Below are 23438 nucleotides of genomic sequence, written 5' to 3'. Positions count from 1 at the left end.
CCCCAAGCCCGATCCCCAGGAATCGTCCGCCAAGCCCGCCGCGAAGCTGCCTCCGGCGCCCGAGCCCCACGCCGCCGCGAAGAAGGCCGAGCCCGCCAAGCCCGCGGCCGCGAAACCCACCGGCACCAAGACGCCCCCCACCCAAAAAGCCGAAAAAAAGCCGAAGGAGGCCGCCGACGACCCGCCCCTCGACCTGCCGCGCCTGCGCGCGCAGGCGGTCATCGAGTATCTGCTCCAGGCCGGGGTCCGGCCGGACCAGGTCAGCGCCGGGCCGGACGCGCCGGCCGGCCCCGTCGCCTTCGCGCTGCTGCCGTGAGGCCCGGGCCGCGCGCCCGCGCCGTTTTGGGCCTATGATCGCGGCCCTCCCGTCATTGCGCGCGCAGCGAAGCGACCCAGGGCAGCGCACGATCGCGGAACGCGGCGGATCCCCGGGTCGCTGCGCTGCGCGCGCGATGACGGCGCGGGGTGACAGGCCGGGCCAAGCAAACGGAACCCGTATGAAACCGACACAGACCCCGATCCGTCCAGCGCCGCTCAGGATGAGGGCGCGGGTGGGACAGCACCGCCGAAGCGCCGCCAGGGAGGCGGGACGGTCGTGATGCTGCTGCTCACCGCATTCTGGCCGGGGCTCGCCGGGGCGGGGGCGCTCGGCCTGGTGGTCGGAGGGCTCGCCGGCTGGCCGGCCCGGCCGGCCGTGCCGCTGGCCCTGTGCGGGCTCGCGGCCCTGCTGGCGGCCCTCGCCTTGGCCGGGATCGTGCCGGGCCTGCTCGGCCTCTGGCTGGAGGGCGCCGGCCTGCTCCTGCCGGCCTATCTCCTGGGCTGCGCGCTCGGCGCCCTGGCGCGCCATCGGGTCGCCCGTCCCTAGGGCCGCGGCCCGCATCCGGACGGGAACCGATCCTCCCCCCGGCGACGTTGCTTCTGCAAGAATGGCCCCCGCGGCCTACAACCAGAAGAGGCGATCCGATGCCGAACCTGACGCGCTCCGCCCGCCGCTACGCCCTCCGCCTGCCGCGCCCCCGGGCCGGCGCCGCCGCCACCGGCCTGTTCCTGGCCGCCCTGGCGCTCTCGGCCGCGACGGTCCCGCTGGTCGAGCCGACCACCGCCAGCACCGCCCAGGCCTCGCTGGAACGCTGAGGCTCGGCGGGGGAGGGGCGGGCCGGACATCCGACCGCCCGTCATGCCACCCCGACGCGCTCTCCTCTCCCGTCCGGGAGAGGGTTGGGGTGAGGGAGGCGACCTTTCCGGAAGACCCTGTCCCCTCACCCTATCCCTCTCCCGCACGGGAGAGGGGACCCGCGCCGCATCCGGCAAGCGATGAAGGCGCGCCCCACGACGGCACATCACCCGCTGCAACCCCCATCCCCCACCCGCCGTTGTCACGCCTGGCGGCGTCCGCCCCGGAGGGATGCGCATGGGTTTGCTCGAATCGGCGATCGGCGGCGTGCTCGGTCAGGTGTTCGGCGGCCAGAAGCAGGGATCCGGAGGGATGTCACCCCTGGTGAAGGCCCTGCTGATGCTGCTGCTGGCCAAGGGCGCGAGCGGCGGCTTCGGCGACATCTTCGGGCAGGGTCGCGGGCGTGAGCCCGGCCCCGAGGCCGACCGGTCCGGCGGCGCCGGCCCCTACGGGCGCGATCCGGGGCACCATCCGGCCGATGCCAGCGGGCGCGGCGATCCGGGCGATATCGGCGGCTGGGACCAGTCCGGCCAGCGCCGCGAGGCCGGCCCGTCCGACCCGACCCTGCCGCCCGGCGATTTCTCGGACCTGTCCGGCATGCTCGACGGCCCGGGCGAGCCCGGCCCGGCCCGGAGCCGCGCCGCCCCCGAGCGCCAGAACGATCCGGGGGCGGGCGATCTCGGCGGCCTCGACGGCCTGGTCGACCGGTTCCGCCAGGGGGGCCTCGGCGACGTGATCGAATCCTGGATCGGCCATGGCAGCAACCGCCCCGTGGCCCCGGCCCAGCTCGCCCAGGCGCTGGGCCCCGACACGCTCGACACCCTCCAGAGCCAGACCGGCATGGACCGCGAGGCGCTGCTCTCACAACTGGCCCAGGCCCTGCCGGAGGTGGTGCACGCGCTCACGCCTCAGGGGCGGCTGCCGGGGGCTGAGGAGCGGCGGGGATGGTGAACCGCGGCTTCCAAGCACCGTAACTCAAAGGCTGCAAGCTCTTCGATCTGGTATCTTGATCGAATAGCAAGTCTTACCAGTAGACTTCGTCGACTCTCCCTCATCCCGAGGTGCTGCGCAGCAGCCTCGAAGGAGCCCTCCAGAGGTCACAGTAGATCCCTGGAGGGCTCCTTCGAGGCCTCCGCTACGCTTCGGCACCTCAGGATGAGGGGGAGGGCAGGAGCATTGTTCAACGTCTTTGCTGCGTGCTCGGCAGTCATTGTCCTGCAAGAGTCGCATCGCCCATCAGGATTTCCAAGGGTAAGCGGTCAGGAACCGCAACTGGGTGTCGCTGGTGGCCTCCCAAACACTGCGAAGCGACATGACGCGTCGATCCGGCGCTTCCACGGGTCCTTCGAACACGCGACGCGGTAGACCGAGCGGAAGCACCACGGCACGCCCCGGCCAATGATCGACCGCGTGTTTCACCAGATCACCGGCGAGCCGTTCCGGCTCCGCCGCCGCATACCCGAAGGCCAGCAGATACTTGGCTTTCGATGCGCCATCCGTGTGCGCCGGATTGAGCAGGTAGCTGACGATCTTGGGCCACGCGACCGTCCAGACGATCGCTTCGACGTCGTCGGTCACACCGGCGCGCGCTCGACCAGTCTGATGTTCTCGGGCCGAACCGTCGCCAGCGCGCCGACGGGTGTCGGAAACTCGACCACGTAGGCCTCACCGCCGCGATAGACGCTGACGATCGTCCCTTCCGTGCCGGGCGCCAGCACATCGCCGTCATCGCTGGTCGCAGCCGTCATCAACGCAACCCGGTCGAGATCCCGCAGATCCGACCGCGCTGCGTCCTGCCGAAACTGGTAGGCGAATTCCAGCGTCATGGCGGCATGATAGGCGCGCGCCGGGATTGCGCAACCGCCCCGTTTCCGAAGATCAGGCTGAAGGCTATTGGCCTCCTGAAAGCCTCTTTACACCGATGTTTCCCACCCGCGCCCTCATTAGGTGGAGCGTTGGACGCGCGCCGCCTAACAGTCTTCCACGATCAGCACATCAGACCGTGGCTTGCGAAAGATGGAAAAAGTCTTCGCCTGTCAGGCGACCCGCCGCATTACCAAGCTGGCATTCGTCCCGCCAAACCCGAACGAATTCGACAGCACCACGTCCACTTGCTTGCGCTTCGCCTCGAACGGCACGAGGTCGATCTTGGTCTGGACGGAGGGGTTGTCGAGGTTGAGGGTCGGCGGGATCACGCCGTCGCGCAGGACGAGGATCGAAAAGATCGCCTCGACCGAGCCGGCGGCGCCGAGCAGATGGCCGATCGAGCTCTTGGTCGACGACATGGTCGCGTTGGCGGCGGCGTCGCCCAGCAGGCGCTCCACGGCCTTCAGCTCCAGCTCGTCGCCCATGGGCGTCGAGGTGCCGTGGGCGTTGATGTAGCCGATCTCGGCCGGGGAGATGCCAGCGCGCTTCACCGCGGCGCTCATGCAGCGGAAGGCGCCGTCGCCGTCCGGGGACGGGGAGGTGATGTGGTAGGCGTCGCCCGAGAGGCCGTAGCCGACCACCTCGGCGTAGATCTTGGCGCCGCGGGCCTTGGCGTGCTCGTATTCCTCCAGCACGACGATGCCGGCGCCCTCGCCCATGAGGAAGCCGTCGCGGTCGCGGTCGTAGGGGCGGGAGGCCTTTTCCGGGGTGTCGTTGAAGCCGGTGGTCAGCGCCCGGCAGGCGGAGAAGCCGGCGATCGAGAGGCGGTTGACCGGCGATTCGGCCCCGCCCGCCACCATCACGTCGGCGTCGCCCAGCGCCACGAGGCGGCTCGCGTCGCCGATGGCGTGGGCGCCGGTGGAGCAGGCCGTGACCACGGCGTTGTTCGGGCCCTTGAGCCCGTAGGCGATCGAGACCTGGCCGGAGGCGAGGTTGATGATCCGGCCCGGGATGAAGAACGGCGAGATCCGGCGCGGGCCCTTCTCGTGAAGGGTGACCGAGGCGTCGTAGATGCCGCCGATGCCGCCGATGCCGGAGCCGATCAGCACGCCGGTTGCGCACTGGTCCTCGTGGCTCTTGGGCAGCCAGTTCGCGTCCTTCAGGGCCTCGTCGGCCGCCGCCATCGCGTAGACGATGAACGGATCGACCTTGCGCTGCTCCTTGGGCTCCATCACCGCGTCGGGGTTGAAGGTGCCGTCGGTGCCGTCGCCGAAGGGGACCTGCGCAGCGACCCGGCAGGGCAGGTCGGCGGATTCGAAGCCCCGGATCGGGCCGGCGCCGCTGTCGCCCGCGATCAGCCGGCTCCAGGTGTGCTGCACCCCGCTGCCGAGCGGCGTGACCATCCCCAGACCCGTGACCACCACCCGCCGCATGCTACCTGTCCCGTCTCAAGACCGTCTTGGGAAGCGCGCCCCGCCGCCATCGACGCCGGCTTGCCACCGGAGCGCATCTTGAACAACCGATTGCGGCCGGATCCGTGCCCGCCCGACCGCGAAACGCAGAACGGCGCGGGGGCTGCTTCGCCTCACCCGCGCCGCGTGAAACCGAATCCGGCGCCTCAGGCGGCCGAGTTCTTCTCCAGGAACTTCACCGCGTCGCCGACCGTCTGGATGGTCTCGGCGGCGTCGTCCGGGATCTCGACGTTGAATTCCTCCTCGAAGGCCATGACCAGCTCGACCGTGTCGAGGCTGTCGGCACCGAGGTCGTCGATGAAGTTGGCGCTCTCGACCACCTTCTCGGGCTCGACGCCCAGGTGCTCGACGACGATCTTCTTCACGCGCTCAGCGATATCGCTCATCGGTCTTCCGTCCTCGTCCTTTTGGTCTGTCAGTCGTCTCGGGGTGGTGCCGTGGCCGCGCCGCGCCCCTTCGGGCTTGTTGGCGGGCCGGTGTCGATCGCGCGTGTTTCGAGGTGAACCGGGACGGCCCCGCCGGGGGGCCTTGGACTGAAAACCCGCTGAACCGTCAACCCCCTGTACGGCTGCGGGGCGTGGTAGCACAGGGTTCCCGCCCTGGCGAGAGCCGTTCAGATTCCCTTCACGGGTGTGGCACGCGCGTGTCGGACGGGGGTGTTAGGGCCTAGAACATCGCCATGCCGCCGTTCACGTGCAGGGTGTGGCCGGTGACGTAGGCGGCCTCCGCCGACGACAGGTAGATGCAGGCGGCGGCGACCTCCGCGCCCTCGCCGAGCCGCCCGGCCGGCACCCGGGCCAGGATGCCCTCGCGCTGCTTCTCGTTGAGCGCGTCGGTCATCGGCGAGCTGATGAAGCCCGGCGCGATGCAGTTGACCGTGATCCCGCGCGAGGCGACCTCGGCGGCGAGCGCCTTGGTCATGCCGACCAGCCCCGCCTTGGCGGCGGCGTAGTTGCCCTGGCCGGGATTGCCGGTCGAGCCCACCACCGAGCCGATATTGACGATCCGCCCGGAGCGGCGGCGCATCATGCCCTTCACGGCCGCCCGCGAGAGCCGGAAGGCGGCGGTGAGGTTGACGGCGAGCACCTGCTCCCACTCGTCGTCCTTCATCCGCATGAACAGGTTGTCCCGGGTGATGCCGGCATTGTTGACCAGGATGTCGAGGGGCCCGATCGCCGCCTCGGCGGCCGGGACCAGGCCCTCGACCGAATCCTTGTCGGAGAGGTCGGCCGCCACCGGGCTCGCCCGCTCGCCGAGTTCCGCCGCAAAGGCCTCCAGCGCCGCCGGCTTCGTACCCGAGAGCGCCACGGTGGCGCCCTGGGCGTGCAGCGCCCGGGCGATCGCCTGGCCGAGGCCGCCGGTGGCGCCGGTCACGAGGGCTTTCCGGCCGGTGAGATCGAACATGCGGGTATCCCCTATACGTTAGAGCGCGAAGGCCGCCACGTCCGCGGGCGTGCCGATCGCCGTGGCCCGCGCCTGAGGCGCGATGCGCTTGACCAGGCCGGTGAGCACCTTGCCGGCGCCGAGCTCGTAGAACTGGTCCACCCCCGCGCCCGCCATGGCGGCGACGCTCTCGCGCCAGCGGACGGTGCCGGTGACCTGCTCGACCAGGGCCGCCCGGATCGCCTCGGGCTCGGCCACCGGGGCGGCCGTGACGTTGGCGTAGAGCGTCACCCGGGGCGCCTTCAGGTCGACCTTGGCCAGGGCCGCCGCCATCGCGTCGGCGGCGGGCGCCATCAGCCGGCAATGGAACGGGGCGGAGACGTTGAGCATCACGGCGCGCTTGACCCCGCGCTCCGTGGCGATGCCGACCGCGCGCTCCACCGCGGCCCGGTCCCCCGACAGCACCACCTGGCCGCCGCCATTGTCGTTGGCGACGTCGCAGACCGCGCCGCCGGATTCGAGCGAGGCCGCCTCGGCGATGCCGCGCGCGGCCTCGACATCGGTGCCGATCAGGGCCGCCATCGCGCCGACGCCCGGGGCCACCGCCGCCTGCATGGCCTCGCCGCGCAGGCGCAGCAGCCGGGCCGCGTCCGCGATCGACAGGCTGCCGGCGGCCGCGAGCGCCGCGTATTCGCCGAGCGAATGCCCGGCCACGCAGGACACGTCCCGGGCGAGGTCCAGGCCGCGCTCGGCCTCGAGCACCCGCAGGGCCGCGAGGCTCGCCGCCATCAGCGCCGGCTGGGCGTTGGCCGTGAGGGTCAGCTCCTCCACCGGCCCCTCGGCCATCAGCCGGGAGAGCGGCTGGGACAGGGCGTCGTCGACTTCGTCGAGCACGGCCTTCGCCTGGGGGAATTCCTCCGCCAGCCCCTTGGCCATGCCGACCGCCTGGCTGCCCTGGCCGGGAAAGATGAGTGCGCGCATGGTCGGTCCTGTCGCTCTCGTCTCGTCGCGGTCGCCGTGCGACACGCGGCCCCTGTCGGCCGGAATTCTGGATTGCGCGGCGCGCACTCGCACCCGAGGGCGCGAGTGTCAACAATGCGTCGCACAATCCGCGAGGCCCGCCGCCCCGGCCACCGCCCGCCAGACGCGCGCCGGGCGCAACCCGCTGTGCTTGTTGCACAACGGCATTCCGTGTAGAGTGAGGCCACACCCGACATCACCCGTCGCTTAAGCTGAGGAGCCGCCCCGCATGGCGCGCGTCACCGTCGAAGACTGCATCGAGAAGGTCGAGAACCGGTTCGAGCTGGTGCTGCTGGCGAGCCACCGGGCGCGCCTGCTGGCCGCCGGCGCCCCGCTGACCATCGACCGCGACCGCGACAAGAACCCGGTCGTGGCCCTGCGCGAGATCGGCGACGAGACGATCACGGCCGACGACCTCAAGGAGCAGCTGATCCACTCGATGCAGAAATACGTCGAGGTGGACGAGCCGGAGGCCGAGACCGTGCCGCTGCTGTCGAGCTCGCCGGCCGCCGCCGCCGTGGCCCCGCAATCCTCCAGCGATGATTCGGCGGTCCAGTTCGACCGCATGAGCGAGGAGGACCTGCTGCGCGGCCTCGAGAACCTCGCTCCGCCGGTCGAGACCGACGACGAGGGCGAGTAAGCCACCGAGCGAGCCGCACGACGTGGGTCTGGATGATCACGACTTGAACGAGACCGGACCCGGCGGAGACGCCGGGTTCTCTCGTTCGGACGGCGATACGGTCGCAACCGGCGCTTTTCCGCCGCCGGGGGCTGGCGCGGGCACGCCCGTTGCGGGAGAGTCGGACGTGACCCCGACCCCGCGCGCCATCCAGGAACCGACGACGGCCCGGCGGATGATGCGCCAGTACGAGCTCGTCGAGCGGGTCAAGCGCTACAACCCGGCCGCCGACGAGGCCTTGCTCAACCGGGCCTATGTCTACGCCATGCAGGCGCACGGCACGCAGAAGCGCGCCTCGGGCGATCCATTCTTCGCGCATCCCCTCGAAGTCGCCGCGATCCTCACCGACCTGCATCTCGACGACGCCACCATCGTGGCCGCGGTCCTGCACGACACCGTGGAGGATACCGAGGCGACGCTGGAGGAGATCCGCCGGCTGTTCGGGCCGGAGATCGGCGCGCTGGTCGACGGCCTGACGAAGCTGAAGCGGCTCGACCTCGTCTCCAAGCAGGCCGCCCAGGGCGAGAATTTCCGCAAGCTGCTGCTGGCGGTCGCCGCGGATGTGCGCGTGCTGCTGGTCAAGCTGGCCGACCGCCTGCACAACATGCGCACGCTCCAGCACATGCGGGAGGACAAGCGCCACCGCATCGCGCAGGAGACCCTGGACATCTACGCGCCGCTCGCCGGCCGGATGGGCATGCAGGAGCTGCGCGAGGAGCTGGAGGACCTGGCCTTCCGCAACATCGAGCCGGAGGTCTACGCCACCATCACCCAGCGGCTCGCCCGCCTCACCGCCAAGTCCGAGCGGGTGGTCGAGACCATCGCGCAGGTGCTGACGGAAAAGCTCTCCGCCCAGGGCATCACCGCCGAGGTCAGCGGCCGGCAGAAGCGGCCGTTCTCGATCTGGTCGAAGATGGAGCGCAAGTCGGTCGCCTTCGAGCAGCTGTCCGACATCTTCGGCTTCCGGGTGATCGTGGACACGGTCCAGGATTGCTACGCCGCGCTCGGGATCGTCCATACCAGCTGGCCGATGGTGCCGGGCCGGTACAAGGACTACATCTCGACCCCGAAGCAGAACGATTACCGCTCGATCCACACCACGGTGATCGGGCCGAAGAGCCAGCGCGTCGAGTTGCAGATCCGCACCCGGGCGATGGACGACATCGCCGAGTACGGTATCGCCGCCCACGCCCATTACAAGGAACTCGGGATCGATTCGGCCAAGGAGCCGGCCCGCGAGGGCAGCGTGCATCCCAAGCTCGCGGCCGAGAGCGGCGCCTATCAATGGCTGCGCCGGACCATCGAGCTCCTGGCCGAGGGCGACAGCCCCGAGGAGTTCCTGGAGCACACCAAGCTGGAGCTGTTCCAGGACCAGGTGTTTTGCTTCACCCCGAAGGGCCGGCTGATCGCCCTGCCGCGGGGGGCGACGCCGATCGACTTCGCCTACGCGGTGCACACCGATGTCGGCAATTCGGCGGTGGGCGCCAAGATCAACGGCCGGATGGCGCCGCTGCTGCACGAGCTCGCCAACGGCGACGAGGTCGAGATCAGCCGCTCGGACGGGGCCTCGCCGCCGGCCGCCTGGGAATCCCTGGTGGTGACCGGCAAGGCCCGGGCGGCGATCCGGCGGGCGACCCGGGCAGCGGTGCGCCGGCAATATGCCGGGCTCGGCCGCCAGATCCTGGACCGCGCCTTCGAGCGCGCCGCCAAGACCTTCTCCGAGGACAAGCTGCGGGGCGCCCTGCCGCGGCTCGCCCGGGCCACCACCGAGGACGTGTTCGCGGCGGTCGGGCGCGGCGAGATGTTCTCCGGCGACGTGGTGCGGGCGGTCTATCCCGACCATCGCGACGAGCGCCGGCCGTCGACGCCGCAGGGCGCGCTGAACGGCGCCGGCCGCCTCGTGCGCTCGGCCGACCAGACCATGCGGCTGACTTTCCCGGGCGCCGAGGGCAAGGCCGAGGACCGCAGCGACGCGATCCCGATCCGCGGCCTCACAGGCGACCTGCCGGTGACCTTCGCGCCGAACGGCGGCGCCGTCCCGGGCGACCGGATCGTCGGCATCCTGACCCCGGGCGTCGGCGTCACCGTCTACCCGATCCAGTCGGCGGCGCTCGCGGCCTTCGACAACGAGCCCGAGCGCTGGCTCGACGTCCGCTGGGACACCGAGGCCTCGGGCAGCGAGCGGTTCCCGGCCCGGCTGGCGCTGAAGTCGATCAACGAGCCCGGCGTGTTCGCCCAGATCGCCCAGGTGATCGCCGACCACGACGGCAATATCGACAACATCTCGATGAAGCGCCGCACCCAGGACTTCACCGACATCACCATCGACCTGTCGGTCTGGGATCTCCAGCACCTGACCGCGATCATCGCGGAGCTGCGCGGCAAGCGCCCGGTCAACAGCGTCGAGCGCGTGAACGGCTAGGGTGCCCGGCCGCCGGATCGGATCCCGGGACAGCGCCAGCCCGCCTGATCGCAAGGGCCCAACAGCGAGGCGATCGGGCGCGCGCAAGATGACCGGTCGCTCGAACACCCAATAGACCTAAGGTTTATCGGATCAACTCAGGTCTTTCATCCCAAGGACTCGGCGCGATACGTCGCGATACGACTTTTTTCTCGACGTCCCAGGGAAACCGCGCTATCGACAGCCGCATTCCTTCCGGTTGACTTGACAGGGCTGTGTTTCGCCCGAATGGTTGAAACGCCCGGGCGACGGTCACCCCGGAAGGGGACCACGCTTTTCCGTCCCGGATTTCTTTCTATCTCGTCATTCGTTCACGACGATACGGCCTGGGTTTTCCGCCCGGATTTCGAGCAGCCGTTTCAGCACACGATTTCCGGCAACCCATATTCTTTCAGGATTCGACTCATCCATGGCAGCACCGCAGCGCAGCGCCCTCTTCATCGACGGCGCCAACCTCTACGCGACCACCAAGGCCCTCGGCTTCGATATTGACTACAAGAAGCTGCTCAAGGAATTTCAGGCTCGCGACAACCTGCTGCGCGCGTTCTACTACACCGCGATGATCGAGGATCAGGAATATTCCTCGATCCGGCCGCTGATCGATTGGCTGGATTACAACGGCTACCGCGTCGTGACCAAGCCCGTGAAGGAGTTCACGGACTCGATGGGCCGGCGCAAGTACAAGGGTAACATGGATATCGAGCTGGCGATCGACGCCCTCGAGCTCAGCCCGCATATCGACCACATGGTGCTGTTCTCCGGCGACGGCGACTTCCGCTCGCTGGTCGAGGCGATGCAGCGGCGCGGCGTCAAGGTGACGGTGATCTCCACCATCCAGACCCAGCCGGCGATGATCTCCGACGAGTTGCGGCGGCAGGCCGACGAGTTCGTGGATCTCGCGAGCCTCTCGAACCGCATCGGCCGCGAGCCGAGCGAGCGCCCGGTCCGGGCTGCCGGCGAGACCGCCAGCCGCTACCGCGGCGAAGCCCGCCCGAGCCCGGCCCTCGAGAACCGCTACGGCATCCGCCAGCCGGAATCCGAAGAGGGCTGAGACTGGGGCCAAGCGTCAGGCGCTGCCGTCGAGCCAGTCGATCACCTGCTGCGCGCTGCGATCGGCGGGGAAGACCGGGTAGAAAACCTGGCTGACGACGCCGTCATCGATCACCAGGGTGAGGCGGCGCATCAGAACTTGCCCGCCCGCCTGGAAGACCGGCAGGCGCGCGGCCATCGTAAAGGCCCGGTGCGGATCGGCGAGCAGCGGGAAGGTGAGGCGCAGCCGCTCGGCCGCCTCCCGCTGGTAAACGCTGGTCTGGGTCGAGAGGCCGTAGACCTGGGCGACGCCGCGCCCCCGCAGGGCGGCATGGTGATCCCGGAAATCGCAGGCCTGCGGGGTGCAGCCCCGGGCGCCCGGAATCGCGTCCCAATCCGGCGTCAGGGCCGGCTGTCCCGGCTCGCCGGTGCGGGGGTAGGCATAAGCGACCGTGCGACCGGTCAGGCGCGCGAGCGACACGGTCGTGCCGTCGGTCGCCGTCAGCGCCACGTCGGGCAGCGTCATCCCGCGCAGGTGATCGGCCGCACCGTCATCCACGGGGGCGGGGAGGTCGGCGGGCAAGGCGTCGGGACTGGGCTGCATGGGCGGCTCCTCGGATCGCGCGAGCCTAGAGCGCCGCGGGCCGAAGGTGAATCGCTTCTCTACGATGTGGATGCCCGCTGGCGTCGCTCAAGCTCCAAGGCGAGCGCCCTGACGGGTTGATCCGCAATGCAAATGCATTACTCTTTTTGGCAGGGATTCGGAGCGCGCGATGGCGAAGGTGGCCGAGGTTCTGGAGATCCCCGCCACGGTCACAGCCCGGGGTCAGACGACTGTACCGGCTGCGATCCGGCGGATGCTGGGGCTGAACAAGGCCGGCCCTATCGTGTTCCGCAGGTTGGCCGACGGCACGATCACCGTCGCGAAGGCGGATGATCCGCGGGCCGAGGATGATCCGGCACTGGGCCCGTTCCTGACCTTGCTGGAACGGGACATCGAGGCGCGGCCGCAGGCTATCCAGCCGATTTCCCAGGACCTGTATCGGCGCGCCACGAGCCTGGTTGACGGCGTCGAGGTCGATCTGAATAGCGCTCTGCCGAGTGACGGCACTTGACCGACGCACCGCTGATCGCGAACGGCTGGGCGATCTACGCGCATCCTCTGTTCCTCGACCAGCTGGAAGACCTCGTCTCTCGGGTCGAGGAGGCCAGGGCAAGAGATCCAGACGGATATCGAAACACGCGGGCTGCGAAGCTGCTGGCCGCGGTCCTGAGGGTCGCCTTCGGCGCCATTCCCACGGATCCAACCCGGCCGGAGTATCGTCAAGGCGACACACTCGGCGCCAAGCACAAGCACTGGTTCCGCGCGAAATTCCTTCAGCAATACCGGCTGTTCTTCCGATACAAGGAAGCGGCCGGCCGCAGGGTGATCGTGCTGGCCTGGGTGAACGACGATCAGACGCGCCGCGCCTACGGCAGCCGATCGGACGCCTATGCGGTCTTTCAGAAGATGCTGCGTTCCGGGAAGCCACCCGACGACTGGGACGCCCTGCTGCAGGAAGCGAGCGACTCAACGGCGCGAAGCCGCCTCGAACGCGCCCGCTCCCGAACTTGAGCCGCTTGGCCGCCCGAAACCCTACCCCCGGTCCCGCAGCAGCCGCGCCCGGTCGCGCTGCCAGTCGCGCTCCTTGGCGGCCTCCCGCTTGTCGTGGGCCTGCTTGCCCTTGCCCAGGCCGAGCTCGATCTTCGCCCGGCCCTTGTCGTTGAAGTAGATCTTCAGCGGCACCACCGTGTAGCCCTGGCGCTGGGTGGCGCCGATCAGCTTGTTGATCTGGCGGCGGTGCAGCAGCAGGCGGCGCGGGCGCTTCGGCTCGTGGTTGAAGCGGTTCGCCTCCAGATATTCCGGGATATAGGCGTTGAACAGCATCAGGTCGGTGCCGGAGGGGCCGGCATAGGCCTCGCCGATCGTCGCCTTGCCGCCGCGCAGGGACTTCACCTCGGTGCCGGTCAGGGCGATGCCGGCCTCAAGCGTGTCCTCGATCGTGTAGTGGAAGCGCGCGGCACGGTTGTCGGCGACGACGCGCCGACTGGGCTCCGGTTTCGGGGCCATGTGTGTGTGACTCTCCTCAGCCTTCGAGCAGACCGGCGTGGCGCAAGGCCGCGTCGACGATCGCCCGGGTCGCGTTCGAGACCGGCACCAGCGGCAGGCGCAGGTCCTCGGTCATATGGCCGAGCTTGGCCAGCGCGTACTTGGTCGGGCCCGGATTGGCCTCCGCGAACAGCCCGCTTTGCAGGGGGAACAGCCGATCCTGCAGGGCCAGCGCCTTGGCGTAGTCGCCGGCGAGCGAGGCCTCCTGCAGGTCGGCGCAGAGGCGCGGCGCCACGTTGGCCACCACCGAGATGCAGCCGTGGCCGCCCTGGGCGTTGTAGCCGAGCGCCGTCGCATCTTCGCCCGAAAGCTGGAGGAAGTTCGCCCCCATGGCCTGTCGCTGCTGGCTGACGCGGTCGATCTTGGCGGTCGCGTCCTTCACGCCGGCGATGTTCTTCAATTCGAAGAGCCGGGCCATCGTCTCGACACTCATGTCGACGACGGAGCGCGGCGGGATGTTGTAGATGATGATCGGAATGCCGACCGCGTCGTTGACGGCCTTGAAGTGGGCGTAGAGTCCCTCTTGCGTCGGCTTGTTGTAATAGGGCGTGACCACCAGCACGGCGTCGGCGCCGGCCCGCTCGGCGTGGCGCGCCCGGGCCACCGCCTCGGCGGTGGAGTTGGAGCCCGCCCCCGCCACCACGGGCACGCGCCCACCGGCCTCGTCGATGCAGGCCTCGACCACCCGGTCGTGCTCGGAATGGGTCAGGGTGGGGCTCTCGCCGGTGGTTCCGGTCGGCACGAGGCCGTGGCTGCCCTGCTCGATCTGCCAGCGCACGAATTTCCGGAACGCGGCCTCGTCGAAGGCGCCGTCGCGGAACGGCGTCACAAGCGCGGTGAGCGAGCCCCGCAGGCGGCTCCCGGTCATCTCGGTCATCTCAGGCGTCCCAAAGAGGCTCAGCTGGGGTCTCGGCGGATGGGCTGGTCGCGGCGCTCTCGGCGCCGTGCGTCCCGCGCGCCGTTCGGCCGCGGACGGGCAGACATAGGCGGTCGCGCCACGGTGCGCAAACAGATCGTGGCGAGGGTTTACGGGTTCTTAATGCCCCCGCGCCGATCTTCATTTCTTTCCACTCCGGTCGCGAGAAGGGGGGAAACGTGATCCGAGCCCAGTCGATCCGAGGTCCCGTGATCCGCGCGCTGGCCTCGACGCGCACGCCCCTGGCGGCGGCGGCTCTGGTCACGACCCTCGGGGTCGCGCTCGCCGGCCAGGTCGGCACCGACGCGCCGGCCTCGCAGCCGACGCCGCCCGCGAGCGACGCCGCTCTGTCCCCGGCCCAGACCCGGAGCACCGAGGCCGAGGCGGTCGCCGATCCGGTCACCGCCGACGCCCTCAAGCTCGACCCGGCCCAGACCGCCAAGGGCTCCGACCGGGGCGAGGAGGCCGCGGGCAAGATCCCGGCGGCGGCCACCGCCTACGCCTCGGCCGATCCCGACGCCCCCGTGGTCTTCCCGCTCCCCGACGCCGCGCTGACGCCGGCCGCGCCGGTGCCCGAGGTCCCGGACCCGGGCAAGCCCAAGATCTCGGGGGACACCGATCCGACGCTGCTGCGCGGCGCCATCGACCTCTACCGCAAGGGCCGGGTCGCCGACGGCGACCGGATGCGCGACGGCTTCACCGATCCCGCCGCGAGGGCGCTGCTCGAATGGGTGGCGATCCGCGCGGGCGCCGGCATCGGCTTCGCCCGCACCGTCGCCTTCACCCGCGCCAACCCGACCTGGCCGGCCGGCCCGCTGCTGCGCCGCCGGGCCGAGGAGGCCCTGCTCTCCGAGCGCAAGCCTCCGGCCGTGGTCCGAGCCTATTTCGCCACCGCCAAGCCGGTGAGCGCGCCGGGCAAGTTCGCCCTGGCGCTGGCGCTCCGGGCCGACGGCTACGACACCGACGCCGCCGAGATCGTGCGCGACCTGTGGCGCACCGAGACCTTCGGCAAGAGCCTCGAGGCCAAGGTCCAGGACGCGTTCCCGGGCGTGCTCACCCGGATCGACCACCGTTACCGGATGGAGCGGGCGCTCCTGAAGGACGATTGGGAGAGCGCCGGCCGGGCGGCGGGCTATGCGGGCGGCGCTTATGCCAGCCTCGTGCGCGCCCGCCGGGCCGTGGAGGACAAGACCGGCGCGCCGGCCGCGCTCGCCGCGGTGCCGCCCTCCCTGCGGGGCGACGCCTCCTACATCTTCTCCCGGGCGCAGTTTTTCCGCCGGGCCGACAAGCCCGAGGAGGCCGCCGCGATCCTGGCCGCGGCGCCCACCAACCCGGACGTGCTGGTCGACGGCGACGAGTGGTGGATCGAGCGCCGGATCGTGGCGCGCAAGCTCCTCGACCTCGGCAACGCCAAGACCGCCTTCGCGGTGGCGAGCGGCCATGCCGCGCGCACCCCCGAGAAGCGCCTCGAGGCCGAGTTCCACGCCGGCTGGATCGCCCTGCGATTCGCCGGCGACCCGGCGAGCGCCGCGCAGCATTTCGCCCAGATGGCGACCATCGCGGAGAGCCCGGTCTCGCTGGCGCGGGCCGCCTATTGGCAGGGCCGGGCGGCCGAGGCGCTGGGCCAGCGCGAGGCGGCCAAGGGCTTCTACGAGCGGGCCGCCCTGCAGCCGATCGCCTATTACGGCCAGGTCGCCCGGGCCCGGCTCGGCCAGACCAGCCTGCCGCTGCGCGCGCCGGCCGATCTCGAGGGCGTCGAGCGGCAGGCCTTCGAGGACAGGCTCTACATCCGGGCGCTGCGCATGCTCGGCGAGGCCGGGCTCAAGGACCTGGCGCTGCCGCTCTACATCGACGCCGCCCGGGACCTCACCGACCCGCGCGAGATCCAGGCGCTCGGTGACCTCGCCACCGAGATGAAGGATGCCCGCGCCCTGGTGGCGATCGGCAAGCTCGCGGTGCAGCGCGGCCTGCCGCTCGACGCCCACGCCTACCCGACCATCGGGATCCCGGCCTACGAGACCTTCACGGCGGTGCCCCAGGTCGAGCGGGCCATGGTCTACGCCATCGCCCGGCAGGAGAGCCAGTTCGACCCCCGGGCCCAGTCCGGGGTCGGCGCCCGCGGCCTGATGCAGATGATGCCGGCCACCGCCCAGCGCACCGCCCGCCGGGTCGCCACGTCCTTCGACGTCGACCGCCTGACCAGCGACCCGGCCTATTGCGCCAAGCTCGGCCAGGCCCATCTCGGCGAGCTGATGGAGGATTGGCGCGGCTCCTACGTCCTCGCCTTCGCCTCCTACAATGCCGGCGGCGGCAACGTGAAGAAGTGGATCGACGCCTACGGCGACCCGCGCAAGGGCGACGTGGACGTGATCGACTGGGTCGAGCGCATCCCGTTCACCGAGACCCGCAACTACGTGCAGCGGGTGATGGAGAACCTGCAGGTCTACCGCTCCCGCCTGGACGGCCGCAGCGCCCTGCTGATCGACGGGGATCTGCACCGCGGCGCGCGGTAGGGAGCCGGGCGTTCGCAGCGCGGGGTGGGATGGTCACGCATCCGATCCCGGCGCATCTCCCTCCTCTCCGGGGGAGGGAAGGCGCGCGTCAGTCGCGGCCCGCATCCGCAGACGGAACCGCGCGCTCGACCAGCGCTCGCACCGCTTACCGCTGCTCGCTCGCGATGATGGCGCGCAGGGCGGTGAGGGCGCGTTCCCGGCCCGCGTCGGTCCTGATACAGGACCAGAGGCGCAGGCATTCCTGCATGTCGGCGGTGGCGGGCGAGCCGCTCTCGCCGTCGAAAAAGCGGTCGACCGGGATGCCGAGAATGTCGGCGAGCGTCAGCAAGGTCTGGGTCCCCGGCTTCCTGGTGCCGCTCATGAGGGACAATCCCTGTACCGGTATACGGTATAATCGAACCAGTTTTATAATGCAGAAAATTGTATAAAAAATCAATCCTGCTAACTTTATAGGTTTCTAAGGACTACCGCCCGCGCAGTCCGATCTCTGCGCGATAGCTTGCATCATCGTCCCGGCAGTCGTCCCACGAGCCGGGGCTGCTGGGCCCCGACACTGGACCGTTTGGCATCGCGCCCGGGCTCACCCCGCATCCCGAAGCCCGGCCGATCGCCACCTGGATCGAGCCGGGCACGACGTTCTAACCCGGCGGAGGGCTACCACCGGGACTTCATGGCCCAGCACCCGGGCCATCCCTACAGCGCCGTCAACGACGCCGAAGCTGGAGGCGCTGAAGCAGCTGTTTCCGGAATGGACGGTGCCGGAGCCGGTGCTGGTGAGCCGGCCTCCGGCACCGTCCATCCCACCAACACCCTCATCCTGAGGTGCGAGCGCGAACGAGCCTCGAAGGAGGCCTCCAGCCCGCCGCGCGATCCCTGGAGGGCTCCTTCGAGGCCTCTGATGCGCTCCGGCGCCTCAGGATGAGGGGGTGAATTAGAGAAGCCCTCTGTCGCCTTACTCCTCCGGCGGCCGCGGGCGGCCGAAATCGGGGGCGGCGGTCTCCTGGCCCTGGGCTACGATGCTGCGCCGGATCGCCCGGGTGCGGGTGAACATCGCGTGGAGCGCGTCGCCATCGCCCCAGCGGACCGCCTTGGCCAGCGCCGAGAGGTCCTCGTTGAACCGGCCGAGCATCTCCAGCACCGCCTCACGGTTGTTGAGGAAGATGTCCCGCCACATGGTCGGGTCGGAGGCGGCGATGCGGGTGAAATCGCGAAATCCGCTGGCCGAGAATTTGATCACCTCGGACTGGGTCGCGGATTCGAGGTCCGCGGCGGTGCCGACGATGTTGTAGGCGATCAGGTGCGGCAGGTGGCTGGTGATCGCCAGAACGTGGTCGTGGTGCTCGGCGCTCATGGTCTCGACATTGGCGCCCATGCCCTCCCACAGGGCCCGGACCCGCTCCACCGCCGCGGGGTCGGTGCCCTCGGGGGGCGTCAGGATGCACCAGCGGTTCTGGAACAGGGTCGCGAAGCCCGCATCCGGCCCCGAGAACTCGGTGCCGGCGATCGGGTGGCCGGGAACCAAAGCGACGCCCTCCGGCAGGTGCGGCCGGATCGCGGCCACCACGGCGCCCTTGACCGAGCCGACATCCGACACGATCGCACCGGGCTTCAGGTACGGCGCCAGCTCGGCCGCCGCCGCCCCGATGGCGCCGACCGGCACGCACAGGATCACCAGGTCGGTCTCGGAGGCGCCCTCCCGCGGATCGCCGGTGACGACATCGGCGATGCCGAGCTCGGCGACCCGTTCGCGCACGGCCGCGTCCCGGTCCAGGGCGACGATCGTGCCGGCGAGATTGTAGCGGCGGGCGGCCCGGGCGATCGAGGAGCCGATCAGACCGAGCCCGACGATGGTGAGGCGCCCGATGGGCGGGGTCGCTGCCTCAGGCAAAATCCCCTCCGGCATGCGCGCCCCGCACGAAGTCGCCGAGCGCCGCCAGGAAGGCGGTGTTCGCCTCGGCCCCCGCCACCGTCACCCGCAGGGCGTTGGGCAGGCCGTAGGCGCTGACCCGGCGGGTGATCAGCCCGCGCTCGGTGAGGAAGGCGTCGGCGTCGGCGGCCGAGCGCCCCGGTTCGTCGGGGAAGTGGATCAGCACGAAATTGGCGACGCTCGGCGTCACTTTCAGGCCGAGCGCCCGGGCGCCGTCGGTGAGCTTGGGCAGCCACTCGGCGTTGTGGGCGGCAGCGGCTGCCATGTGCGCCTCGTCGGCGATGGCGGCCGCGCCGGCCGCGATGGCCGGGCCGGAGACGTTGAACGGCCCCCGGATGCGGTTGACCGAATCCGCCACGTGGGCCGGGGCCAGCATCCAGCCGATCCGCACGGCGGCGAGGCCGTAGATCTTCGAGAAGGTCCGGGTCATCACGACGTTCTCGGCTTCGAGCGCGAGTTCGAGCCCGGCCGAGTAGTCGTTCGCCCGCACGTATTCGGCGTAGGCGCCGTCGATCACCAGCAGCACGTTTGCCGGCAGGGCGGCGTGCAGGCGGCGGATCTCGTCGAACGGCAGGTAGGTGCCGGTCGGGTTGCTCGGGTTGGTGACGTAGACGATCCGGGTCCGCTCGGTGACCCGGGCCAGGATCGCGTCGACATCGGTGGTGTAGTCGCGCTCGGGCGCCACCACGGGCGTCGCGCCGGAGGCCAGGATCGCGATCCGGTAGACCAGGAACCCGTGCTCGGAATAGATGCCCTCGGTGCCCGGGCCGCCATAGGCGTAGGCCAGCAGCGAGAGCAGCTCGTCGGAGCCGGCGCCGCAGACGATCCGCTCGGGATCGAGTCCGTAGCGCTTGGCGATGGCCGTGCGCAGAACCGTCGCCCGCCCGTCCGGGTAGGTCTCCAGCTTGGCGGTGGCCTCGTGCAGCGCCGCCAGCGCCGCCGGGCTCGGCCCCAGCGGCGTCTCGTTGGACGAGAGCTTGTGGACCTTGCCGCCGCCGGGCCGCCCGCTCTTGCCGGGCACGTAGGTGTCGATCGCCAGGATTCCGGGGCGCGGTTCCGGGCGGACGGGTTTGGGGGCGGACATGGCTCTGCGACTCGGATGCGCGGGCGGGAGTTTCGTTTGCCGGGTCCGTCTACAGCATTTCCTCCTTGGGTGAAGCCGGAGGGCAGAGGCTGCACCTCGAGGTTTAAGTGCCTGCCGGGATTGGACACGCCCTGGTTGGTCGGGGGAGCTTCGCTATGTTCCCCCGGATCCCGCTTGCGACAAGGACGGATCCCATGCCCCTCACACGCTACCTGGATGGCGGCGCCCATATCCTGCCCGCCGACGACAGCCTGATCCGGTTCGCCATGACCAACGGCGAGCGGGTGATCGGGATCGACGTGCCGATCCCGGTGCTGCGCCAGCATTTCGGCGGGGCCGACCTCGCCCCCCTCGACCTGTTCGCGAAAAACCAGGCGGCGATCGAGGCGGCCGCCAGCGCGGCCTACGACAAGACCGCGACGCCCAACGACCTGCTCGACATGGGCCCGGAGGATTTCGCCACGCCGCCGGGCGCGGCCACGCTCTGAGGCGGAAGCTCCCGCCCCGCGGCGACGCGCAAATGCCGCGGGGCACTCGCCACGTTTCGGCCTGTTGATCCGGAGAAGGGGCCGCGTCGGGCGCGTCGCGCCCCACATGCCCCTGGACGGATCCATATGCCCGGTGACCTGATCCCCTGCAGCCTGTTCCTGATCGGGATCCTCACCTCCGTGGCCGCGGATTGCCGGATGCGCCGGGCCGAGGCCTCGGCCTGGTCGAACGGCTGCATCACCGCCGTCGGGGCCGCCATGGTGTTCGTCGCCTGCGCCGTCGCGATCCGCTGATCGCCCCGGAAGTCACAACCCGCGTCCCGGATGGGCCTCCGGAGGAACCTGCGGCCCCGATACGCACTTCCCCAGCCGTGATCCTGGGCCGCATTCCGTGGTGCGGCCGGCTCGGTGAGGTTTCCATGATTTCGATCCAGGCGATCGTCGGCTGCGCGCTCGTCCTGTCCGGGCTCTGCGTCGAGAATCTCGCGAGCCGGAGCTGGCGGGGCGGCGTCCGCGCCGACCGGCTCGACGCCCGCGCCGCCCTGGCGCTTGGGCTCCCGGCCCTCGGGCTGGCCTTGATGGCGGCCCCGATCGCCTGAGCCGGGCTGAACCCCGGGGACGTGCCTCGGCGCACCGCGAAGCGTGGCTGATCGACCTAGATCCCGTCATCGAGAAACGAGGACGGATCATGGACTTCATCGCTGGTGTCATCCTGGAAGGCGCGGCCTGGGCCGCGCATGCGGCCCTCGAAGGCGTGCTGCAGGCCGTGCCCGCCCAGACCGGGCTGGAGCTGACCGGTTCCGCGGTGGAAGCCGTGGTGACGGCGGCGGGAGACGTTCTCGGGCCCACCGGGACGGCCCCTGCCACGGCGCCCGCGCGGAGCGACGCGCCGTAGGGCGATCCGCGGAGCGCAGGCCTGAGGCCGGACAGGCCGGGCCAAGCCGGGCGGACTGGGCATTCTTGCACCGGTCCCTGCGTTGACGCTCGTCCCCTTGAGCATTACCTCCCGGTCTCGCTGGCCGCGTCGGGCGAGTGCGGCGCGTCACGCGATCCCGCGCTTCCCTGCCGCGGACCGGGATCGCCGACACACGGTCGTCAAGTCCCGCATGGATACCCAACCCGAGACCGCGCTGCGGCCGGACCCGATCGACGAGACGGCCGGGCGCCTGGCGGAGCCGTCGCAGGCGCTCGACCCCAAGAGCCTGGTCATGCGCTTCGGCGCGGACACGCCGCTTCTGACCGATGCCGGCGTCGAGCTCGCCCCCTTCCAGATCGCCTACCAGACCGCCGGCACCCTGAACGCCGCGGGCACCAACGCGGTGCTGATCTGCCACGCGCTCACCGGCGACCAGTATTTCGCCCATCCGCATCCGGTCACCGGCAAGCCGGGCTGGTGGGAGACCCTGGTCGGCCCCGGCAAGCCGGTGGACACCGACCGCTACTTCGTCGTCTGCTCGAACGTGATCGGGTCCTGCATGGGCTCCACCGGCCCGGCATCGATCGATCCCGCCACCGGGCGGCCCTACGGGCTGAACTTCCCGCTGGTGACGATCCGCGACATGGTCCGGGCCCAGGCGATGCTGCTGGAGCGCCTCGGCGTGCGCGACCTGTTCCTGTGCATCGGCGGCTCGATGGGCGGGATGCAGGTGCTGCAATGGGCGGCCCTGTACCCCGACCGGGTCTTCGCCGCGATGCCGATCGCCACCGGCCCCCGCCACTCGGCCCAGAACATCGCGTTCCACGAGGTCGGCCGGCAGGCGATCATGGCCGATCCGGCCTGGGCCGACGGGCGCTACCTCGAGGAGGGCACGCGACCGTCGAAGGGGCTCGGCGTCGCCCGGATGGGCGCGCACATCACCTACCTGTCCGAGCCGGCTTTGCACCGGAAGTTCGGCCGGCGGTTCCAGGGCGGCTCGGCGCCGACCTTCTCGTTCAACGCCGACTTCCAGATCGAGAGCTACCTGCGCCACCAGGGCCTGAGCTTCGTCGAGCGGTTCGATGCCAACGCCTATCTCTACCTGACCCGGGCGATGGATTACTTCGACCTCGCCGAGGACCATGGCGGCGCGCTGGCCAACGCCTTCCGGGGCATCAAGACCCGGTTCTGCGTGATCTCGTTCACCTCCGACTGGCTGTTCCCCACCGCCGATTCCCGGGTGATCGTGCACGCGCTGAACGCCGCCGCGGCGCCGGTCGCCTTCGTGGAGGTCGAGACCGACAAGGGCCACGACGCCTTCCTGCTCGACGAGCCGGCGATGTTCTCCGCCGCCCGCGGCTTCATCGACGCCGCCGCCCGGGCCCGCGGCCTGTGAGCAACCCCACCCTCCGCCGCACCCACGGCGCGCCCTGGGACACCACGGACGCTCTGCCCCGCACCGCCGAGGGCAACGGCGCCCGGGTCGACCACATCGTCGTCCTGGGCCTCGTGCCGCCGGGCGCCCGGGTGCTCGATATCGGCTGCGGCGACGGCTCGCTGCTGGCGCTGCTGCGCGACCGGCGCGGCATCGACGGCCGGGGCATCGAGCTGTCGCGCGACGGGGTGAATGCCTGCCTGGCCCGGGGCCTGTCGGTGATCCAGGGCGACGCCGACACCGACCTGGCGAACTACCCCGACGACGCCTTCGACGTGGTCGTGCTGTCCCAGACCATCCAGGCGACCCGCAATCCCCGGATCGTGCTGGAGCACCTGCTGCGCATCGGCCGGCAGGTGATCATCTCGTTCCCGAATTTCGGGCATTGGCGGGTCCGGTCGGAGCTCGCCCTGCGCGGCCGGATGCCGGTCACCGAGATCATGCCGGATGCCTGGTGGGAGACCCCCAACATCCACCATTGCACGATCCGGGACTTCGTCGGCCTGTGCCGCCTGATCGGCGCCCGGATCGAGACCGCCACGGCGCTCGACGCCAGCGGCCGGCCGATGCGCTTCTCCATGCCCTGGTGGGTCTGGAACCTGTTCGGCGCGCAGGGCGTGTTCCTGCTCCGGCGCGGGGCGGATTAGCGCCCCGGCTTTCCGGCCTCCGCCGGCTCCGTCCAGGTCAGCGCGGCCCGCAACCCGCCCCGCTCCGAGCGCCCGAAGGCGAGCTGGGCGCCCGCGGCCTCGGCGACGTCCCGGGCGATGGCGATGCCGAAGCCGGTGCCCGGGCGGCTCTCGTCCCAGCGCTGGCCGCGGCCGATCCCGGCGATCGCCGCGTCGCTCATGCCGGGACCATCGTCCTCGACGGTGAGCCGCGAGCCCCCGGGCCCCGTGATCCCGCCCACCCGGACCCGCCGGTGCGCC

General features: G+C 70.7%; 28 protein-coding genes and 1 pseudogene. 16 read left to right on the top strand and 13 right to left on the bottom strand.

Going from position 1 to position 23438, the window contains the following annotated elements; translation table 11 throughout:
• From WYO_RS03410 to WYO_RS03400, 4 genes and pseudogenes are all read left to right on the top strand, one after another.
• A pseudogene (locus tag WYO_RS03410) lies at positions 1-316 on the top strand (hypothetical protein); the annotation flags it as partial.
• Positions 317-598: 282 nt separating this feature from the next.
• Entirely contained in the window at positions 599-865 is a 267-nt protein-coding gene (locus tag WYO_RS03405; RefSeq protein WP_007559076.1) for a hypothetical protein, read from the top strand.
• 98 nt (positions 866-963) lie between these two features.
• A complete protein-coding gene (locus WYO_RS31425; protein WP_007559075.1) occupies positions 964-1134 on the top strand; it encodes a hypothetical protein in 171 nt (56 codons plus the stop codon).
• 277 nt (positions 1135-1411) lie between these two features.
• Complete coding sequence (locus WYO_RS03400) at positions 1412-2125, top strand: YidB family protein (RefSeq protein ID WP_007559074.1); 714 nt, start codon at positions 1412-1414, stop codon at positions 2123-2125.
• Between the two features lie 285 nt (positions 2126-2410).
• Here WYO_RS03400 and WYO_RS03395 read toward each other — a convergent pair whose 3' ends face one another.
• The 6 genes from WYO_RS03395 to fabD form a co-directional block, all read right to left on the bottom strand.
• Positions 2411-2752, bottom strand: a complete 342-nt coding sequence (locus WYO_RS03395) for a DUF6883 domain-containing protein (RefSeq protein ID WP_007559073.1) — start codon at positions 2750-2752, stop codon at positions 2411-2413.
• Positions 2749-3000: a DUF4926 domain-containing protein gene (locus WYO_RS03390; protein ID WP_007559072.1), complete on the bottom strand. Its 252-nt coding sequence runs from the start codon at positions 2998-3000 to the stop codon at positions 2749-2751. Before WYO_RS03390 ends, WYO_RS03395 begins: the two co-directional genes overlap by 4 nt.
• A 210-nt stretch (positions 3001-3210) precedes the next feature.
• The gene (gene fabF / locus WYO_RS03385) at positions 3211-4473 is read right to left on the bottom strand and encodes a beta-ketoacyl-ACP synthase II (RefSeq protein WP_007559071.1); all 1263 of its coding nucleotides are present in this window, start codon (positions 4471-4473) and stop codon (positions 3211-3213) included.
• Positions 4474-4658: 185 nt separating this feature from the next.
• Positions 4659-4898, bottom strand: coding sequence for an acyl carrier protein (locus WYO_RS03380; protein ID WP_007559070.1), 240 nt, complete (start codon positions 4896-4898; stop codon positions 4659-4661).
• A 280-nt stretch (positions 4899-5178) separates the two neighbouring features.
• Positions 5179-5916, bottom strand: a complete 738-nt coding sequence (gene fabG, locus WYO_RS03375) for a 3-oxoacyl-[acyl-carrier-protein] reductase (protein ID WP_007559069.1) — start codon at positions 5914-5916, stop codon at positions 5179-5181.
• 18 nt (positions 5917-5934) lie between these two features.
• Positions 5935-6876 carry an ACP S-malonyltransferase gene (gene fabD, locus WYO_RS03370; protein ID WP_007559068.1) on the bottom strand — a complete coding sequence of 314 codons (942 nt, stop codon included), beginning with the start codon at positions 6874-6876 and terminating at the stop codon, positions 5935-5937.
• Positions 6877-7144: 268 nt separating this feature from the next.
• On the opposite strand from fabD, the gene rpoZ reads away from it, so the two are divergent.
• The 3 genes from rpoZ (at position 7145) to WYO_RS03355 (ending at position 11106) form a co-directional block, all read left to right on the top strand.
• A complete protein-coding gene (gene rpoZ / locus WYO_RS03365) occupies positions 7145-7555 on the top strand; it encodes a DNA-directed RNA polymerase subunit omega (protein ID WP_007559067.1) in 411 nt (136 codons plus the stop codon).
• A gap of 214 nt (positions 7556-7769) precedes the next feature.
• Positions 7770-10016 (top strand): bifunctional (p)ppGpp synthetase/guanosine-3',5'-bis(diphosphate) 3'-pyrophosphohydrolase, encoded by a 2247-nt coding sequence (locus WYO_RS03360; protein ID WP_039902104.1) that lies wholly within the window; start codon positions 7770-7772, stop codon positions 10014-10016.
• A gap of 448 nt (positions 10017-10464) precedes the next feature.
• Positions 10465-11106: an NYN domain-containing protein gene (locus tag WYO_RS03355; RefSeq protein ID WP_007559065.1), complete on the top strand. Its 642-nt coding sequence runs from the start codon at positions 10465-10467 to the stop codon at positions 11104-11106.
• 15 nt (positions 11107-11121) lie between these two features.
• Here the strand turns inward: WYO_RS03355 and WYO_RS03350 are convergent, their stop codons facing one another.
• Complete coding sequence (locus WYO_RS03350) at positions 11122-11688, bottom strand: peroxiredoxin (RefSeq protein WP_007559064.1); 567 nt, start codon at positions 11686-11688, stop codon at positions 11122-11124.
• A 169-nt stretch (positions 11689-11857) separates the two neighbouring features.
• On the opposite strand from WYO_RS03350, the gene WYO_RS03345 reads away from it, so the two are divergent.
• Both WYO_RS03345 and WYO_RS03340 read left to right on the top strand, forming a co-directional pair.
• Complete coding sequence (locus WYO_RS03345) at positions 11858-12199, top strand: type II toxin-antitoxin system PrlF family antitoxin (protein WP_007559063.1); 342 nt, start codon at positions 11858-11860, stop codon at positions 12197-12199.
• Positions 12196-12699, top strand: coding sequence for a type II toxin-antitoxin system YhaV family toxin (locus WYO_RS03340; RefSeq protein WP_007559062.1), 504 nt, complete (start codon positions 12196-12198; stop codon positions 12697-12699). The genes WYO_RS03345 and WYO_RS03340 overlap by 4 nt, the downstream gene beginning before the upstream one ends.
• A gap of 21 nt (positions 12700-12720) precedes the next feature.
• Here the strand turns inward: WYO_RS03340 and smpB are convergent, their stop codons facing one another.
• Together smpB and dapA are read right to left on the bottom strand one after the other, a co-directional pair.
• A complete protein-coding gene (smpB, locus tag WYO_RS03335) occupies positions 12721-13194 on the bottom strand; it encodes an SsrA-binding protein SmpB (protein WP_007559061.1) in 474 nt (157 codons plus the stop codon).
• A 16-nt stretch (positions 13195-13210) separates the two neighbouring features.
• Complete coding sequence (gene dapA, locus WYO_RS03330) at positions 13211-14110, bottom strand: 4-hydroxy-tetrahydrodipicolinate synthase (RefSeq protein ID WP_007559060.1); 900 nt, start codon at positions 14108-14110, stop codon at positions 13211-13213.
• 296 nt (positions 14111-14406) lie between these two features.
• Here dapA and WYO_RS03325 point away from each other — a divergent pair, with 296 nt between their 5' ends.
• Positions 14407-16662 carry a lytic transglycosylase domain-containing protein gene (locus WYO_RS03325; protein ID WP_047170732.1) on the top strand — a complete coding sequence of 752 codons (2256 nt, stop codon included), beginning with the start codon at positions 14407-14409 and terminating at the stop codon, positions 16660-16662.
• 145 nt (positions 16663-16807) lie between these two features.
• Here WYO_RS03325 and WYO_RS03320 read toward each other — a convergent pair whose 3' ends face one another.
• The 3 genes from WYO_RS03320 to WYO_RS03310 form a co-directional block, all read right to left on the bottom strand.
• On the bottom strand, positions 16808-17023 hold the full coding sequence (locus WYO_RS03320; RefSeq protein ID WP_007559058.1) for a transcriptional regulator: 216 nt from the start codon (positions 17021-17023) through the stop codon (positions 16808-16810).
• A 591-nt stretch (positions 17024-17614) separates the two neighbouring features.
• A complete protein-coding gene (locus tag WYO_RS03315) occupies positions 17615-18565 on the bottom strand; it encodes a prephenate/arogenate dehydrogenase family protein (RefSeq protein ID WP_047170730.1) in 951 nt (316 codons plus the stop codon).
• Positions 18543-19673: a histidinol-phosphate transaminase gene (locus WYO_RS03310; protein ID WP_007559056.1), complete on the bottom strand. Its 1131-nt coding sequence runs from the start codon at positions 19671-19673 to the stop codon at positions 18543-18545. The genes WYO_RS03315 and WYO_RS03310 overlap by 23 nt, the downstream gene beginning before the upstream one ends.
• 194 nt (positions 19674-19867) lie before the next feature.
• Between WYO_RS03310 and WYO_RS03305 the strand changes: the two genes are divergently transcribed.
• The 6 genes from WYO_RS03305 to metW all read left to right on the top strand — a co-directional run bounded on the left by WYO_RS03305 (position 19868) and on the right by metW (position 23159).
• On the top strand, positions 19868-20161 hold the full coding sequence (locus WYO_RS03305; protein ID WP_007559055.1) for a hypothetical protein: 294 nt from the start codon (positions 19868-19870) through the stop codon (positions 20159-20161).
• 126 nt (positions 20162-20287) lie between these two features.
• Positions 20288-20455, top strand: coding sequence for a hypothetical protein (locus tag WYO_RS31420; RefSeq protein WP_007559053.1), 168 nt, complete (start codon positions 20288-20290; stop codon positions 20453-20455).
• Between the two features lie 125 nt (positions 20456-20580).
• A complete protein-coding gene (locus WYO_RS03300) occupies positions 20581-20760 on the top strand; it encodes a hypothetical protein (RefSeq protein WP_007559051.1) in 180 nt (59 codons plus the stop codon).
• A gap of 89 nt (positions 20761-20849) precedes the next feature.
• Positions 20850-21056, top strand: a complete 207-nt coding sequence (locus WYO_RS03295; RefSeq protein ID WP_007559050.1) for a hypothetical protein — start codon at positions 20850-20852, stop codon at positions 21054-21056.
• A 211-nt stretch (positions 21057-21267) separates the two neighbouring features.
• Positions 21268-22473, top strand: a complete 1206-nt coding sequence (locus tag WYO_RS03290) for a homoserine O-acetyltransferase (protein WP_007559049.1) — start codon at positions 21268-21270, stop codon at positions 22471-22473.
• Positions 22470-23159 (top strand): methionine biosynthesis protein MetW, encoded by a 690-nt coding sequence (gene metW, locus WYO_RS03285; protein WP_007559048.1) that lies wholly within the window; start codon positions 22470-22472, stop codon positions 23157-23159. The genes WYO_RS03290 and metW overlap by 4 nt, the downstream gene beginning before the upstream one ends.
• On the opposite strand, the gene WYO_RS03280 is transcribed toward metW, so the two are convergent.
• The coding region (locus WYO_RS03280; protein ID WP_007559047.1) for an ATP-binding protein at positions 23156-23438 on the bottom strand (283 nt) is incomplete at its 5' end. The genes metW and WYO_RS03280 overlap by 4 nt on opposite strands.

Source organism: Methylobacterium sp. GXF4, from assembly GCF_000272495.1.
Classification (GTDB): domain Bacteria; phylum Pseudomonadota; class Alphaproteobacteria; order Rhizobiales; family Beijerinckiaceae; genus Methylobacterium; species Methylobacterium brachiatum.
The sequence above is the reverse complement of the archived record's forward strand: the minus strand, read 5'-3'. Positions and strand labels throughout refer to the sequence as shown.

Coding starts and splice junctions, on each gene's coding strand:
- WYO_RS03315 (WP_047170730.1), bottom strand. CDS start 18,565: ATGCCGGAGGGGATTTTGCCTGAGGCAGCGACCCCGCCCATCGGGCGC.
- fabF (WP_007559071.1), bottom strand. CDS start 4,473: ATGCGGCGGGTGGTGGTCACGGGTCTGGGGATGGTCACGCCGCTCGGC.
- WYO_RS03310 (WP_007559056.1), bottom strand. CDS start 19,673: ATGTCCGCCCCCAAACCCGTCCGCCCGGAACCGCGCCCCGGAATCCTG.
- WYO_RS03360 (WP_039902104.1), top strand. CDS start 7,770: ATGATGCGCCAGTACGAGCTCGTCGAGCGGGTCAAGCGCTACAACCCG.
- fabD (WP_007559068.1), bottom strand. CDS start 6,876: ATGCGCGCACTCATCTTTCCCGGCCAGGGCAGCCAGGCGGTCGGCATG.
- smpB (WP_007559061.1), bottom strand. CDS start 13,194: ATGGCCCCGAAACCGGAGCCCAGTCGGCGCGTCGTCGCCGACAACCGT.
- WYO_RS31425 (WP_007559075.1), top strand. CDS start 964: ATGCCGAACCTGACGCGCTCCGCCCGCCGCTACGCCCTCCGCCTGCCG.
- WYO_RS03290 (WP_007559049.1), top strand. CDS start 21,268: ATGGATACCCAACCCGAGACCGCGCTGCGGCCGGACCCGATCGACGAG.
- rpoZ (WP_007559067.1), top strand. CDS start 7,145: ATGGCGCGCGTCACCGTCGAAGACTGCATCGAGAAGGTCGAGAACCGG.
- WYO_RS03320 (WP_007559058.1), bottom strand. CDS start 17,023: ATGAGCGGCACCAGGAAGCCGGGGACCCAGACCTTGCTGACGCTCGCC.
- WYO_RS03380 (WP_007559070.1), bottom strand. CDS start 4,898: ATGAGCGATATCGCTGAGCGCGTGAAGAAGATCGTCGTCGAGCACCTG.
- WYO_RS03400 (WP_007559074.1), top strand. CDS start 1,412: ATGGGTTTGCTCGAATCGGCGATCGGCGGCGTGCTCGGTCAGGTGTTC.
- WYO_RS03295 (WP_007559050.1), top strand. CDS start 20,850: ATGGACTTCATCGCTGGTGTCATCCTGGAAGGCGCGGCCTGGGCCGCG.
- dapA (WP_007559060.1), bottom strand. CDS start 14,110: ATGACCGAGATGACCGGGAGCCGCCTGCGGGGCTCGCTCACCGCGCTT.
- WYO_RS03390 (WP_007559072.1), bottom strand. CDS start 3,000: ATGACGCTGGAATTCGCCTACCAGTTTCGGCAGGACGCAGCGCGGTCG.
- WYO_RS03355 (WP_007559065.1), top strand. CDS start 10,465: ATGGCAGCACCGCAGCGCAGCGCCCTCTTCATCGACGGCGCCAACCTC.
- WYO_RS31420 (WP_007559053.1), top strand. CDS start 20,288: ATGCCCGGTGACCTGATCCCCTGCAGCCTGTTCCTGATCGGGATCCTC.
- fabG (WP_007559069.1), bottom strand. CDS start 5,916: ATGTTCGATCTCACCGGCCGGAAAGCCCTCGTGACCGGCGCCACCGGC.
- WYO_RS03345 (WP_007559063.1), top strand. CDS start 11,858: ATGGCGAAGGTGGCCGAGGTTCTGGAGATCCCCGCCACGGTCACAGCC.
- WYO_RS03300 (WP_007559051.1), top strand. CDS start 20,581: ATGATTTCGATCCAGGCGATCGTCGGCTGCGCGCTCGTCCTGTCCGGG.
- WYO_RS03305 (WP_007559055.1), top strand. CDS start 19,868: ATGCCCCTCACACGCTACCTGGATGGCGGCGCCCATATCCTGCCCGCC.
- WYO_RS03350 (WP_007559064.1), bottom strand. CDS start 11,688: ATGCAGCCCAGTCCCGACGCCTTGCCCGCCGACCTCCCCGCCCCCGTG.
- WYO_RS03405 (WP_007559076.1), top strand. CDS start 599: ATGCTGCTGCTCACCGCATTCTGGCCGGGGCTCGCCGGGGCGGGGGCG.